At 68.1% G+C, this 13,441-nt stretch carries 11 protein-coding genes and 4 pseudogenes; 6 read left to right on the top strand and 9 right to left on the bottom strand.

Annotated elements, in window-relative coordinates; translation table 11 throughout:
- The first annotated feature begins 88 nt into the window (after window positions 1-88).
- The 3 genes and pseudogenes from GA0115254_RS19255 to GA0115254_RS19245 form a co-directional block, all read left to right on the top strand.
- A complete protein-coding gene (locus GA0115254_RS19255; protein WP_093896532.1) occupies window positions 89-1,987 on the top strand; it encodes a DUF8034 domain-containing protein in 1,899 nt (632 codons plus the stop codon).
- Window positions 1,984-3,039, top strand: a complete 1,056-nt coding sequence (locus GA0115254_RS19250) for an aldo/keto reductase (RefSeq protein WP_093896531.1) — start codon at window positions 1,984-1,986, stop codon at window positions 3,037-3,039. Before GA0115254_RS19255 ends, GA0115254_RS19250 begins: the two co-directional genes overlap by 4 nt.
- Window positions 2,921-3,585 (top strand): annotated as a pseudogene (locus tag GA0115254_RS19245) (transposase); the annotation flags it as partial. The gene GA0115254_RS19250 and the pseudogene GA0115254_RS19245, both read left to right, overlap by 119 nt.
- A gap of 403 nt (window positions 3,586-3,988) precedes the next feature.
- Here the strand turns inward: GA0115254_RS19245 and GA0115254_RS19235 are convergent.
- Together GA0115254_RS19235 and GA0115254_RS19230 are read right to left on the bottom strand one after the other, a co-directional pair.
- On the bottom strand, window positions 3,989-4,285 hold the full coding sequence (locus GA0115254_RS19235) for a dienelactone hydrolase family protein (RefSeq protein WP_256102671.1): 297 nt from the start codon (window positions 4,283-4,285) through the stop codon (window positions 3,989-3,991).
- Window positions 4,286-4,367: 82 nt separating this feature from the next.
- Window positions 4,368-5,276, bottom strand: a complete 909-nt coding sequence (locus GA0115254_RS19230; RefSeq protein WP_093896530.1) for a hypothetical protein — start codon at window positions 5,274-5,276, stop codon at window positions 4,368-4,370.
- Between the two features lie 474 nt (window positions 5,277-5,750).
- Here GA0115254_RS19230 and GA0115254_RS19220 point away from each other — a divergent pair, with 474 nt between their 5' ends.
- Both GA0115254_RS19220 and GA0115254_RS19215 read left to right on the top strand, forming a co-directional pair.
- Complete coding sequence (locus tag GA0115254_RS19220; RefSeq protein ID WP_093896529.1) at window positions 5,751-8,483, top strand: CHAT domain-containing tetratricopeptide repeat protein; 2,733 nt, start codon at window positions 5,751-5,753, stop codon at window positions 8,481-8,483.
- Between the two features lie 20 nt (window positions 8,484-8,503).
- Complete coding sequence (locus GA0115254_RS19215; RefSeq protein WP_093896528.1) at window positions 8,504-8,740, top strand: hypothetical protein; 237 nt, start codon at window positions 8,504-8,506, stop codon at window positions 8,738-8,740.
- A gap of 38 nt (window positions 8,741-8,778) precedes the next feature.
- Here the strand turns inward: GA0115254_RS19215 and GA0115254_RS19210 are convergent.
- Window positions 8,779-8,952 (bottom strand): annotated as a pseudogene (locus tag GA0115254_RS19210) (IS5/IS1182 family transposase); the annotation flags it as partial.
- A 1,157-nt stretch (window positions 8,953-10,109) separates the two neighbouring features.
- Between GA0115254_RS19210 and GA0115254_RS43890 the strand changes: the two are divergent.
- On the top strand, window positions 10,110-10,358 hold the full coding sequence (locus GA0115254_RS43890; RefSeq protein ID WP_141720861.1) for a hypothetical protein: 249 nt from the start codon (window positions 10,110-10,112) through the stop codon (window positions 10,356-10,358).
- Here the strand turns inward: GA0115254_RS43890 and GA0115254_RS19205 are convergent.
- From GA0115254_RS19205 to GA0115254_RS44565, 6 genes and pseudogenes are all read right to left on the bottom strand, one after another.
- The gene (locus tag GA0115254_RS19205) at window positions 10,342-10,782 is read right to left on the bottom strand and encodes an SRPBCC family protein (protein WP_093896527.1); all 441 of its coding nucleotides are present in this window, start codon (window positions 10,780-10,782) and stop codon (window positions 10,342-10,344) included. The genes GA0115254_RS43890 and GA0115254_RS19205 overlap by 17 nt on opposite strands.
- 14 nt (window positions 10,783-10,796) lie before the next feature.
- Window positions 10,797-11,153, bottom strand: a complete 357-nt coding sequence (locus GA0115254_RS19200; RefSeq protein WP_370740899.1) for an ArsR/SmtB family transcription factor — start codon at window positions 11,151-11,153, stop codon at window positions 10,797-10,799.
- Window positions 11,154-11,155: 2 nt separating this feature from the next.
- Window positions 11,156-11,398: an SRPBCC domain-containing protein gene (locus GA0115254_RS44570; protein WP_256102677.1), complete on the bottom strand. Its 243-nt coding sequence runs from the start codon at window positions 11,396-11,398 to the stop codon at window positions 11,156-11,158.
- Window positions 11,393-12,182: pseudogene (locus GA0115254_RS19190) on the bottom strand (IS5 family transposase); the annotation flags it as partial. The gene GA0115254_RS44570 and the pseudogene GA0115254_RS19190, both read right to left, overlap by 6 nt.
- A 23-nt stretch (window positions 12,183-12,205) precedes the next feature.
- A pseudogene (locus tag GA0115254_RS19185) lies at window positions 12,206-13,039 on the bottom strand (SMI1/KNR4 family protein); the annotation flags it as partial.
- Window positions 13,040-13,089: 50 nt separating this feature from the next.
- A partial coding sequence (locus GA0115254_RS44565) for a hypothetical protein (protein WP_176740190.1) occupies window positions 13,090-13,441 on the bottom strand: 352 nt, incomplete at its 5' end.

The following is a 13,441-nucleotide window of genomic DNA, read 5'->3' as shown; positions in this document are numbered from 1 at the left end:
TATCGATGGGCGATTGCGAGGGGCGGATGTTCTTGATGTCCAGGGACCAACGGACCAGCGGCTCGAACATGGGTGAAGGGGTGGGTCGATGACGGCCGTCACCGTGCCCGGTCCCCGGCTCCGGGCGACCCGCAGCATCGCCGATATGCCCCGCTGGGCCACGCTCCAGCGGGAGTTGCTCGCCTACCAGGACAAAGCCTGGCGGCTCTTCGCTGACCGCTACACCGAGGGCGACGGCCGCCTCGTCTTCCGGGACACGCTCGGCGTGGGCCCGGACGGCCGCGACGGCGTGGACGACTTCTACGAGCCGTTCTTCAACTGGCCCACGCTGTACGTCCTCGGTGGCAGCGCGGATCTCCTGGCGGCCGCACGGCGGCACTGGAGCGGCGTGACCGCGCAGCTCACCGAGATGGGCATGCTCCAGGACGGGTTGGAGCGCGGCTACGACTGGTTCCACCAGGGCGAGGGCCTGCTGCTCTTCTACGGCCTGTGCCTGGCCGACCCCGGCGACCCCCAACTGCGCGCACTGGCCCGCCGTTTCGCCGACTTCTATCTGCCCGGCGGACCGAACTACGACCCCGAACACCGGGTCGTGCGCGCACCGCACAACGGATCGGCGGGGCCGCGCCCGGGATTCAGCGACGAAGAGCCGTACTTCCCGTGGAGCCTCGCCCTGCACCCGTACGGGCTGCCACTCGACGCTATGGATGACGTCACGTCCTTCGACCAGCTCGCGGCCGACCCCGAGCGCGCCCGCTCCTACGGCCGTGCGATGTGGGACCGGATGGGCCGTGGTGACACGATCGTCAATCTGGCCGCGACGGGACTGGCCACGAATGCCTTTCTCCTCAGCGGCGAGCAGCGCTACGCGGACTGGGTGGCCGAGTACGTCGGCGCTTGGCGCGAACGGCTCGACGGACACGACGTCGTCCCCGACAATGCGGGCCTGAGCGGTACAGTCGGCGAATACCTGGGCGGCCGGTGGTACGGCGCACATTACGGCTGGTCCTGGCCGCACGGCCTCTCCCCCGTAGGCAGCGCCACCCTCGTCGGAGCCTCGAACGCGGCCCTGCTGACCGGCGACGCGGCCTACCTCGACCTGGCCCGCAACCCTCTCGATGCCGTACTGCGCCAGGGCGAGCAGCGCGGCGCCGACGGCCGGGGCACCCTGGGCGAGCGCTGGGATCCGCATCTGCGCGCGATGGACGCCGACCGGACGCTGATGGTCCCGCAGCGGCACAACGACTCCGGCTGGTTCGACTTCACCGTGATGCCGGGCCAACAGCCGCTGTCCCTATGGCACTTCAGCCGCGAGGCCCAGGATCAGGAGCGAATCGAGCGACTGCGGGCGGGCGCGAACTGGGACTGGACGACGGTGCACACCCAGCGCATCAAGGACGAGGCCGGGCACGAGGAGCCGTGGTACGAGTTCCTGCAGGGCCGAAACCCGGGCTTCCCCGAGCGCATGCTGCGCAGCGCCCTCGACTCCTGTGCCGAACGCGTCGAGGCCATCGAGAACGACCCGGTGAACCCGGCCATCGGCCCCGGCATTCTCGACATCCACCACTGGCAGGACCTCAACCCCGTCGTCACGGAGGCGCTGTTGCAGCTGACCACCGGTTCCCCTCAGGTCCTCTACAACGGGGGCCTCGCCCATATGCATCTGCGCTACTACGACGCCGCCGGGCAGCGGCCGGGACTTCCCGCGGACGTCGCGGCGCTCGTCTCCGACATCCGTCCCGACCGCACCGTCGTGGAACTGATCAACCTCGGCGGCACCGCGCGCTCGCTGGTGGTGCAGGCGGGCTCGTTCGCCGAACACGTCGTGCACACCGCGCAGGTCGACGACGGTCCCGTACAGGACGTGGGCGGCCCGTACTGCCGCGTGGAACTGTCCGGAGGCACACAGATACGGCTGACCTTGACGATGACTCTGCGCGGCGGGCGGCCCACCTGCGACGCCCCGGTCTGGGAGGTGTCGCGATGACCGGCCGACTGCCCTTCGAAATGCCCCGCCTGGGCATCGGAACCGCACCGCTGGGCGGCCTGTTCGAGGAGGTGACCGAGGCAGACGCGGCGGCCACGCTGGAGGCCGCGGCCCGCGAGGGGATCACGTACTTCGACACGGCACCGCGCTACGGGCACGGTCAGGCCGAGGACAGGCTCGGCCGCCTTCTGGCGCCGGCGGGCGTCACGGCGCCGCTGATCTCCACGAAGACGGGCTGGCTGCTGCGGCCACGGCCCGACGGCTCGCCCGGCGAGGTCATCACGGACTGGACGGAGTCCGGTATCCGCACGTCCCTGGAGTCGAGCCTGGACCGCCTGGGCCGGTCGTCGGTCGACATTCTCTATCTGCACGACGCGGACGACTTCCCGGAGGAGATCCGGCGCACGGCCTACCCGACGCTGTGCCGACTGCGGGACGAAGGACTGGTACGGGCGATCGGGTTCGGCATGAACCACAGTGCGCCGCTCGCCGCGTACGTGGCGGAGTTCGAGGTGGACGTCGTCCTCATCGCGGGCCGGTTCTCACTTCTGGACCACGACGCGCTCGGGACGCTCTTGCCGCTGTGCGTGAAGACCGGCACCTCGGTCGTCGTCGGCGGGGTCCTCAACACCGGTCTCCTCGCCGACCCCTCCCCCGGCGCAATGTTCAACTACCGCCCCGTTCCCGAGCAGACCCTGGCCCGCGCGCGGCGATGCCGGGAACTGTGTGCGGAGTACGGAGTGCCGCTCGCCGCGGCAGCGATCCAGTTCCCGTCCCTGCATCCGGCCGTCGGGTCGGTGGTCGTCGGCTGCCGGTCGGCCGCCGAGGTCACGGCGAACGCGGCGGCGTCGCGTTTCCCCGTCCCGGACGCACTGTGGCGACGGCTGGCCCAAGCGGGTTTCGTACCACCGGAGTTGGTGCCCGCCCAGAAGACTGTACCCGTCGGCGAACGGGCGGCCGAGTATGCCGCCGCAGATCCTTGCCGCCGCGATCACGCTGCAGGCCCTGCACGGGCTGTCGGACTTCGAGACGGTCCAGGAACTGCGGTGTGACCTGCGGTGGAAGGCCGCGTGCGGGCCAGGCCTCAACGACATGGCGTTCGATCCGTCGCTGCTGGCCTACTTCCGCCGCCGGCTGGCCCGCTCCACCCGGCCGAACCGGGTGTTCGAGGCCGTGCGGGAGATCGTCAAGGCCATCGGGGTATTCAAGGGCAAGCACCGGCGGGCGCTGGACTCCACCGTGCTGGACGACGCGGTCGCCCTCAGGACACCGTCACCCAGCTCATCGCCGCCGTCCGCGCGGTCATCCGGGAGGTTCCGGGAGCTGACCAGGTGGCAGCCGTGCAGTGCACCGCGCACGACTACAGCGACCCGGGCAAACCAAGGATCGTCTGGAATGAGGAGCAGGCCCGCGCCGCACTCGTTGATGCCCTGGTCGGTGACGCGCTCAGTCTCCTTGGGTATCTGCCCGAGCAGAAGATGGGTGAGAAGGCCGCGAACGCTGTCGGCATCCTGACCCTGGTCGCCGGGCAGGACGCCGAACCCGCCGAGGACTCCGACGGACGCGACGGGCGCTGGCGCATCACCCGGGGCACCGCCGGCGGCCCGCGCGGCACCGGGGCGACGCAGGAGGTAGGAGGTGGCGCCGTAGGTCTGCGGGGAGGCGTGCCCACAGAGGAAGACGACCCCGTTCCCGTCCAGGTCCTTCGGGTACGGGTACGGGTCCGAGTCCGCGGCCCACTCGTCGGCCGGCGGGTGGATGGAGCGGGTCGGGCAGGCGTGCGCCGCCAGGTACATCTTGTCGATGTCGGCCTCGGTCTCCGGCTGGCGGACGACGGTCCCCCGTACTCACCGCCTTCCTTGTACGCGATCATGCCGGGGGCGAGTTGACGGGCGATGTTGCAGTTGAGGCAGCGATCGTCGACGGACCAGCCCTCACTCTGCGCGTACTCCGGCTCGGTGCCGTTCTCCCCCTGGGTTCCCTGCTCTGCCTGAGTCGTGCTCATGACTTCTCTTTCTTCGGGTTGTCGTGCTTGTCGTTGTGCTTGAGACGGGTGTCGAAGAACGTGTCGATGCGCCGCCAGGCATCGGCGGCGGCTTCCGGATGCGGGCCCATACCGGTCACCCGGAACAGCGGGCGCAGGGGTCGCGGGCCGACTTCCGCATCGTTCAGGAAGGCGTGCCCGGCCTCCGGGTACTCCTTGACGTCGTGGACGACGCCGAGCTGTTCCAGGGCCGAATCGAGCCTGGCCGCAGCCCCCTTGAGCATCCGCTCCTGTCCGTCGTAGCCGGCGACCACGGGGGCGGGCTCCGGTCAGCGCCCGGTCCAACTCTTGCGAAATCCCCCCAAACAGAGAAGACGCCAGAGCACTGGTGCAATATCAGCGCCCCTTGCGGCACACGGAGGTGATCCTTTCTCCTTCGTCGAGGGTGAGTGGGCCCGCTGATTCCGGGCCCGCGACGGCCAGTTCGATGGCCAGCGTGCGTGCGTGCACATCCACGGCGGCCTCGGACAGGGTGGACAGATCCGAGATGGCGCTGCGGGCGCGGGCCCAGCCGGTGAGCATGATCGCGGCGCCGATCAGTGCGGCCGGCCACCAGAACACGGCGAGCACGGCGTACGGCCATGCCCAGGTTCCGGTGGCGGTCGCGGCGACGAACGCAGCGTGTGCCGTGGTGATTTCGGTACGCGTGATCTCGGGGAGCACGAGCCACAACCGGGGCCAGGTGAACGGCAGGTCCAGACCATAGCGGTCCAGGGCGACCCGTTCGACGGCGTTGATCCGGTCGCCCATCCATGTCGGCCGGTCCGGTTCCGCCAGCGAGAGCCGGTTGATCCGTTGCGCCGCCTGGTTGATGGCCCGTTGTTCCTCTTGCGTGCGGGATGCCCGCGGGCGGGCCTGCTCCAATGCACGTCTGTGTTGGACAAGACGATGCCAGCGCTCACGTCGTCGGGACGATTGCCGCAGCCGCAGCCGCAGCGGCCACGGCCACTGGCCCAGCCAGATCGCCCTGGTACCCCCGGCGAGCGCCTGGGCCACCAGACCGACGCCTGTGGCAACGAGCAGGACCGCGCAGGCCAGAATCACCTGGGTTCCGACGCCTTGGCGGGCGATCGCGGCGGTGAGGTTCGATACCATCTCCATGAGCATGTCTCGGTCCAGGGCGTGTTGGTGCCCGACTTGTGATCCGAACACGGCGGAGGCGGTGAACAGCAGCCCTGGCAGAACCAGGTAGGTGGCCCAGCGCTCAGCCAACTTTGTCGCGAGGGCGTCGAAGAACTTGCCCATCGACTACAAGCGGCACATCGGTCGGCCGGTCACGGAGCACCGCGGGACAGGCCCGGCTGGCGGCGGCTGGCGGACCAGAGCACACGCGTGGTCCGGACAGCCGTACCGCTCTTCGTCGGCCCAGCCCTGGCCACTGCCGGGCAGCCCCGAACCGAGTGCACGCACCGCACTGTCCAGACTGGTGCCCAGCAATTCCTCCAGCAGAGCCGCAATGGGGCGCCGGGCACGAGCCTCGGCCACGATGTGCCCCAATTGCTGCTCGAGCCCCGCATCCTGGGCACATTCCTCACGCAGCCTCGACAAGTCTTCACAAAAGAGGGCCAGCGCACGCTGTTCCAGAGTGCTTGTTTCGGGTCGCAATTCCACTGTCTCCCTCGTGAAACCCCAGCGGTGATGAGAGGATCCGATTCACCGTAGAGGTCCTGGGAGCTCACTGTGGCAGGTTTGTCCAACCGTAGTGATGGCGGAGCTCAGTTGCACGAGCTGGCAGCAGGCCATGCTCAGCGCTGGCTCGCGGATTCGGATGTGGCCGCTCTGCGCGCGGCGATCGACCTGCTGGAACGGGCCGTCGCAGCAACCCCGGTCGGCCACGAGCGCTTGGTCCACAGGCTCTTGTCCCTGTTCCTCCTGCTCCGAGACCATTTCGAGTTCAGCTCCGCGGCAGCCGACCTGGACCGAACGATCGAAGCCGGAGAACAGCTCGTCGCAGCGATGCCCACGTATCACGCATCCTGGGACAGGTGTCTCAACGACGTCGCCTCTGTCCTTGTCTGGCGATACGACCGAGCCCTTGATCCTTGTGACCTCGACCATGCGATCGAGTTGCGTGAGCGTGTGATCGCACAGGCTGCTCCGTCTTCTTTCCTTGCTCACGTGAATACTCGCACGGCTGCCCGCAGCGAATATCTCGGCCTCGTGAACGTATACGCGCGGCGGTACAACCGAACCGGCCAGCTGGCAGATCTCGAGCGGATCATCGAAATCCGGAAGCTGCCGATCGCCGGCACCGCACTGACCGATCCGGACGGCCCCACCTGGATGAGCGACCTCGGTACTGCCTACCGAAGTCGATATCACCACACCGGCGTTCTGGCAGACCTTGAACTGGGCCTGCGCCTCGGTGCGCGCGCCGCCGACGCCCTTGCGGATGGTGACCCGCGCAAGACCGAAATATGCCATGGTCTCGGCGACGGCTACGCGACCCTGTTCAAGCACGACCGGAGTCTGGTCACTCTCGGCCGAGCGATCGAGTTTCTGGAGCTCGCTGTGTCCATGCTCCCTGACGACCACGCGGACTGGTCATCGGCCGCTTCCTATCTGGCCGGGCTCTACGGGATGCGATTTGATCGCAGCGAGAAGCTGGCCGACGCGAAGCGCGCCGCCGACCTCGGTGAGCAAGCCCTCGCAGCGATTGCGGCGGAGCATCCGGATCTCGCGGTCACCTTGTCCCGTGTCGGAGTCGCTCACCTCAATCTGTTCAGCAAGACCAGGGAGCCGTCCTATGTGAAGAGAGCGGTCGAGCTTTTGGAGCAGGCAGCCCGCGCAACGCCGGCGGACGACCCACGATGGGCCGGCCGTATCGCCAATGTAGGCATGGCCTATCGCGGGCGCTTCGAGGTGGGCGGGATTCCGACCTCCCCGGAGCAACTACGCACTCTGGCCGGGCACATCACCGAGGCAACCAACGCTTTCCCCAGCGAGCAGGTCCGGGCCCGCTACGAGGTGGGCTCCTTGGCCCACGCACTGAACGAACACGGGCTGGCGGTGGAGCTGCTGGACAGCGCGGTGGCCCTCCTGCCGCCAGCCGTCCCGTGGGAGGCCGGTTGGCAGGACCAGGAAGGACAGATCGGCAGGTACCCGCACCTGGTGGGCGTGGGCGTCGCCGCGCACTGCGCACACGGCGATCCCGTCGGCGCGGTGGAGACCGCCGAATTCGGGCGCGGGCTCATGCTGGCCGACCAGCAGAACCTGCGCGCCGACTTGACCGAGCTCCAAGCTCTCCGCCCCGAACGTGCAAACCGGCTCCGGGAACTGCGCGCGCGACTCACCCCCGGCACGTCACCCGTCATGCCAGGCCCTGACTCCAGCGAACGCAGGGGCTTGCTGTCGGACTATCATGCTGAGGTCCAGGACATTCGCCGCCTGCGAGGGTTCAGCCGGTTCCTGTTGCCGCCCCAGCTGTCGGAGCTGCGATCCGTGGCGGACCGCGGACCAATCGTCTTGGTCAACTCCGGGCTGTGGCGCAGCGATGCCGTCCTCATCACGGCCGAAAACGATCCGATACTCATCCCGCTCACGGGACTCACGGATGAGGATCTGCGTGACAAGGTACGCGAGTTGCTGGACGCCACCGGGGACTCGAGCCCGCTGACTGGCACTCTGAAGAAGCGGCGTGTGCTGCATGGAATCCTGGCCTGGCTGAAGGATACGGTCGTCGCCCCGGTGCTCGCGGCCATGCACTCCGCAGGCGCCCTCTCGCAGCCCACTCCGCGGATGTGGTGGATGCCTGTCGGCCCGTTGAGCCTGCTCCCGCTGCACGCCGCCGCATTGGACACGGTGGTGTCCTCCTATGCGCCCACGCTACGGGCACTGAGCCAAGCACGGAACCGTCCGCCGGTCAGCGCACGACGACAGCTCACGGTCGCCCTCTCGCGAACCCCCGGCCTCAATGACCTTCCTGGCACGGCAGAAGAAGCGGCGAGCCTGCACGCGAACTGGCCCGGGACGACTGTTCTCGCCGACGAGCAAGCCACCGCGGAGCGAGTGCTAAACGCTTTGACCGAAGCCACATGGGCCCACTTCGCCTGCCACGCCGTCGCCGATCTCACCGCACCTTCACACGGCGGCCTGCAGCTGCACGACAGGCTCCTGCAGCTGCCCGCGATCAGCGCGCTGAACCTGCCGCAGGCGGAACTGATCTACCTGTCGGCCTGCTCGACGGCCAGCCGGGGAACCCGGCACGCCGACGAGTCGCTGCACCTGGCCTCTCTCTTTCAACTGGCCGGATTCCGGCACGTGATTGCCAGCCTGTGGCCACTCGACGACACCGTCGCAGTAGCGGCCTCCCGGGCCTTCTACGACCTCCTTCCCTCCACGCCGACCGCAGACGAGGCGGCCTTCGCCCTGCACCGGGTCACCCAGGACCTGCGTGCAGCACACCCCGACCGGCCCGACCTGTGGGCATCGCTCATCCACAGCGGCCCGTGATAGTAAGGAGCTACAAAGACATGGGAACCTCCAACATCAACGGACCCTCCAGCAAGGGCAATTACGCTCTCGTGACCACCCCCGCCGGGACAGTGACCGGCTTCTGGTTCCGAGAGCCGCGCGACGCCCAGAACATGGACTTGATCGCGGCGCTGCTCGCCAAGCACGACCAAACTCATCTTCTGAGCGTCAGCAGTCATGTCGTCGAGAACACAATCGACGACAAGGGCGGTGCCTTCGTGCTGTTCGACAACTAAGTGAGCGTTTGTTTCTTTGTTGTCCATTTCATTTGTGGTCAGGTGTCGCGCCAGTTGGGGGTGGTTTCGCCTGTGAGGCACCTGGTCATGAGGTTGATGGCGGCAATTTGGATCATGGCGGCTGATCGGTGCGGGAGGGTTTCGTAGTCGCGGGCCAGTCGGCGGTGGTGCATGAGCCAGCCAAGGGTGTGTTCGACGACCCAGCGTCGCTCGAAATGCCCAGAACATGAATTTTGCGCGGATCGACGGAACAGCAACACGGGAATTTCTGCTCTCAGCATCCGGAGCCGGTATCCAGCCGACAGTATGCGCACGGCCGGATTCGTCGGTGAGCTCGGCGAGGGCCTGCTCACCGATCTGGCCCTCAAGAAGTCGAGCCGGTCCGGGCGGGCTGGTCGGCCGGTGCCGCCGCCCAGTCATGCCTTCCACCCGTCAGCCGCCAGCGGTTGGGCTGGGCGGCGGTCCGCCTCTTCTTCCGGGAGGGGCGGACTCGCGCATCTGAGGCTATACACCCATCTGGTCGACGAGAGGTTTGAGCTGGGCTCTCCAGTCTGGTTGGCTGCTGCCGCCGCCCGGTCTACGCCTCGGCCGGCCAGCGAAGCTGCGGCCGGACGGCAATCTGCCCCCCTTCTCGGGGAAGGGGCGGAGAACGTCAAGCCCGGCGCTCGTCGGCGCTCCTGAACCACCACGCCCGCTCCTGCCCTTCGGGCAGGAGAGACGCGCAGGAAGACCTCGCACAGCGCGCCCCTCCGGCTTCTTCAGTTCTAGTGGTCCTCGCAACACCCCAGTTCAAGGGGCGCAATGGACTTCGAGATCCGGGAGAACCGGAGTAAGACCCACCGGCAAATGGGGGGTGGGAAAAGGAGCGGGGCTGGGTGCGTGCAGCTGCAAGGCGGAGGATTGAGACAGATGGGGTCTCCCCTGCTCGAGCGCAGCCGAGAGCTTGGGGAAGGAGCCATGGTGATTGACGACAACGCGGCAGATGCGCGTGCCCAGCCCCGCGACGCCGCCCCCCATTTGCCGGTCGGTCTAAGCCGAGTGGGAAGCGGCTGGTCCGTGAGCGGGACGCATACTTCCAGCTCATGGACCCGAGCTACAGCACACGGGAAGCCGCTCGGCTCGTCGGTATCAACCTGCGTACCGGCAAGCGGTGGCGCAACGGCTGGCACTCACCCCGCCGTAGACGCAGGCCGGTTCCTCCTACCCAGCGGGAGGAACCGGCCGCAACTGCATCCCGGTACCTGAGCGGGACCGAGCGCATCCACATCGCCGACCGGACCTGCAGGAGACGGGCGAGAAGGAGCAGGACCGGTGCCGCGATCCCGATGCACACGGCGGACGGGGCGCGAACACCAGTGTTCTGGCACCCATGGCGCCGATGGAGAGCGTCAGCGCGGCTTTGCGGCCCCTCCTGTCGCCATACACGCCGATCACCACGGCGCCGAGCGGGCACGTCACGAATCCGGTACCGAACACGACGAAGGCGCCAATCAATGCCGACTTGGGACCGTCGCTCGTGAAGAAGTTGCGGGTGATGGAGCCGGCGAAGAATTGCATCCGCGAAGCCCACACGAACGGCTGGCTCGGTGAGCGTTGCCGGGTCAGTGCCAGTCGCTGATCTTCACGTCGCGCGGCTCGGGGGTTCCTTCCCCGGTTTCAAGGAGCTGCTTGAGGCTCATCAGGAAGACGGCCCACTTGGTGCTGCAGTGGTGCATGAACTCGACCGGCTCACGCCAGCCCTCGTGCTTGAACAACACGATCGTGTAGTCGCCGTCCTGACGGAGGTCCCACTGCACGCTGGTGCCGATCCACTCCTGCGGTTCCACGACGTCCCAGCGGACGAGCCGGCCCGGATCGAGCTCGGCGACCTTCATGTCGACCCCGCCCGGCCCGAACCGGAACTCGATCACGCCGCCGACGTCGGTCTCCCCCGACGTCTTCTCGGTCCACCAGCCGGACAGGCCGTCCAGGGTGGTGAGCGCGTCGTACACCTGCTCCGGCGAGGACTGCTCGACTCCGATGCGTTGAAGGATGTCTGCCATCTGCGTGTTCCTCTCTACTGCTTCTTCTCGGTCTCGTTGTCCGTGTCCTTGCCGCGCTGGATCGTCTCGGCGATGCGCTTGATGCGCTGGAGACGGGAGCTCCAGGCAGTTCCGACGTCGGCGAGTTGGGCGACGGCGCGGGCGAGCTGGGCCTGATCGACGCGGAACTGCTTCTCGCGGCCGGCGGTGGTGGCGTGCACCAGGCCGACGCGGTCGAGAACGACGAGGTGCTTCGCCACCGCCTGACGGGTCACCGGCAGGTGCTCGCTCAGGCTGGTCGCCGTCCCGCTGCCTTCGCTCAGTAACAGGTCGAGCATCCGGCGCCGCGTCGGGTCACCGACCGCCGACCAGAGGTCGTCGTCCACCATCACGCTTATGCACCGGCTCCGACCTTCGCGGCGTAGGCCGGCAGCCGCGGCAGGTAGAAGTCCCAACCGGTTACGTGCTCGGCGTACTTGGCGGCGGCCTTCGCCTCGTCCCAGCCACGCTCCCGGAAGCCGCTCTCGGTCATCCGCAGGAGCGTCCCTGTCCCGGCGGGCTCGAGTTCGAAGACGACCAGGTTCGAGTTGCCCGGGGCGGCCGACTCCCCCTCGTCGTGGGTCCGTCGATGACAGATGAGAACGGCGGCTATGCCGACGAAGGCGAGAAAGTGTTCGGCCTTGCTTTCGTAGCGGCGGTGCAGACGTCGGCAGCCCGCCAGCCAGGACGTTCACGGTCCGCTCGACCACCCAGCGGTGGCGTCCGAGTCGCTGTGAGGACTCGATGCCCTTGCGGGCGATGCGGTGTCGGATGCCGCGTTTGCGGAGCCATCGCCGCAGGTCGTCGTAGTCGTATCCCTTGTCCGCGTGGAGCTTGCCGGGCCTTCGGCGACGTGGGCCTCGCCGGATCGGATAGGAGGGATGCCTCGCACGAGCGGCTCAAGGCCGAGGCTGTCGTGCATGTTCGCGCCGGAGATACCCAGCGACAGCGGCAGTCCGTGCCGGTCAACAACCAGGTGGTTTTTCGATTCCGACTTGCCGCGATCGGTCGGATTCGATCAGGTCAGTGGCCCCCTTTTGCGGCCCGGCGGCTGACGAAGTCGATGGCGCACCGGGACCAGTCCAGCTCGCCGCGGGCGCCGAGTTCATCGAGGACGACGCGGTGGAGCCTCGCCCAGACCCGGTCCCGGCTCCACTGGGCGAAACGTCGGTACACCGTCTGCCAGACGGACCGAACACCGGAGGCAACTGCCTCCACGCGCAGCCAGACGTCGCCACGAACACGATCGCGGCCAGCGCCTCACGGTCACCAGCCCGACGCCGTCCCCCACCCTGCGGACGCTTCACCTCCGTCGGCGGCACCACCCGCCGAAACAGCACCCACAACTCGTCCGGCACCAGCCGCTCAACCAGATCCGTCATGCACAGTTCAACGAACCACAACGCGGCGCCAGGTGGTCGGGTCCCAGCGGCTTCCATACCGGCAGAGCGTCTATCAGCGTCCGGCATGCCCCGTCGGTGTTGCCCCACCGCGCCAGCTCCCGTGCCCGTTCGACCGCTTCCCCGAACGGTCCGGCCGCCGTGTACCGGTACGTGCCGTTGCGTACCTGCGCCAGCGTCGCGTAGGCCAGCGACACCACGTCGTCACCGGCTCCCCGCAGGTGGAACATCAGCGTGGAGTCGTCCCCGTCCGAGCGCGCCGGGTGCCCGGCGACCAGCGCCGGCAGCAGCTCGGGCGCGTACTGCGGGTCGGTCACCACGTCCTCGAAGTACACCATGTAGGTCCGTCCGAGCAGGCGGCGTATCTGGTCACCCAGTCCGGCGGCCCGCGGTCCGCCGTACTCCTTTGCCTCGTCCAGCGCGTGCCCGGCCCGTTCCCAGTCGCCGCGCAGCGCCTCCAGCCGGGCCTGCTCCACCAGGGCGTCCAGCTCCCGCGTCGTGTCGTTGGCGAACTCCGACTCCCCGCCGGCCGGGAGTGCCCGCAGGCTGTGGAACTCCCGGTACATGCCCCGCATGAACTCGAAGAAGTTGGCGTACCGTTCGGGTGGCGCGGCCCGCCAGGTCGCCCACGTGTGCACGGCCCACTCGCCATCCTCGTCCACGTCCTCGGGATCCAAGAGCACGTGGATGCTGTCGGAGTCGACGTCGAGCTGGAGCCTGCGCCGCCAGATGTCCGCCTCCCGCCGCTCCTCGGGCCCGGCGTCCTCGTCCAGGTACTCCTCGAACATGTCTGCCAGCCCGGACTCGTTGTTGTGCCAGCGCGCATCCGCGACGGCGGCGTCGCCGGTGCCGCTGACAGTGCTCTGTGATGCCTGGCGGCATTGGGCGGCTACTGACGCTTCTCGTGGCCAACCCGATGACGTTCTTGCGTCGAACGGCAGATGTCGGACGACGTCAGAGCGTCAGTGGGAGACGACGCCGGATGCCAGTGGTCGGCGCCATGAGGTGTGTCAGTGGGCAGTGACGGCTCGGAGAGCATCCGAAGGCTGTACGCGACGCGGTCGGGGAGGACGTCGCTCATGTCGCCGCGGGTGACCATGCCGGCGGCGACGAGGTCTTCGAGGGCCTGACGCTGGGCGGCGTCGCCGGTGTCGATGCCGCCGTCGCCCCAGACGCGCAGGAAGACCTCCGCTTCGACGGGCTGGATCGGGTCGCGTACGGAGAGACGTGCGGCTTCTTCC

The organism is Streptomyces sp. Ncost-T10-10d, from assembly GCF_900091955.1.
Taxonomy (GTDB): domain Bacteria; phylum Actinomycetota; class Actinomycetes; order Streptomycetales; family Streptomycetaceae; genus Streptomyces.
Note: the sequence above shows the minus strand (reverse complement) of the source record. Positions and strands in the feature narration are given on the sequence as shown.

Bases quoted from the DNA above. Each gene is read 5' to 3' on its own strand.
- GA0115254_RS19255 (WP_093896532.1), top strand. From the start codon at position 89: ATGACGGCCGTCACCGTGCCCGGTCCCCGGCTCCGGGCGACCCGCAGC.
- GA0115254_RS19250 (WP_093896531.1), top strand. From the start codon at position 1,984: ATGACCGGCCGACTGCCCTTCGAAATGCCCCGCCTGGGCATCGGAACC.
- GA0115254_RS19230 (WP_093896530.1), bottom strand. From the start codon at position 5,276: ATGGGCAAGTTCTTCGACGCCCTCGCGACAAAGTTGGCTGAGCGCTGG.
- GA0115254_RS19215 (WP_093896528.1), top strand. From the start codon at position 8,504: ATGGGAACCTCCAACATCAACGGACCCTCCAGCAAGGGCAATTACGCT.
- GA0115254_RS43890 (WP_141720861.1), top strand. From the start codon at position 10,110: ATGGCGCCGATGGAGAGCGTCAGCGCGGCTTTGCGGCCCCTCCTGTCG.
- GA0115254_RS19205 (WP_093896527.1), bottom strand. From the start codon at position 10,782: ATGGCAGACATCCTTCAACGCATCGGAGTCGAGCAGTCCTCGCCGGAG.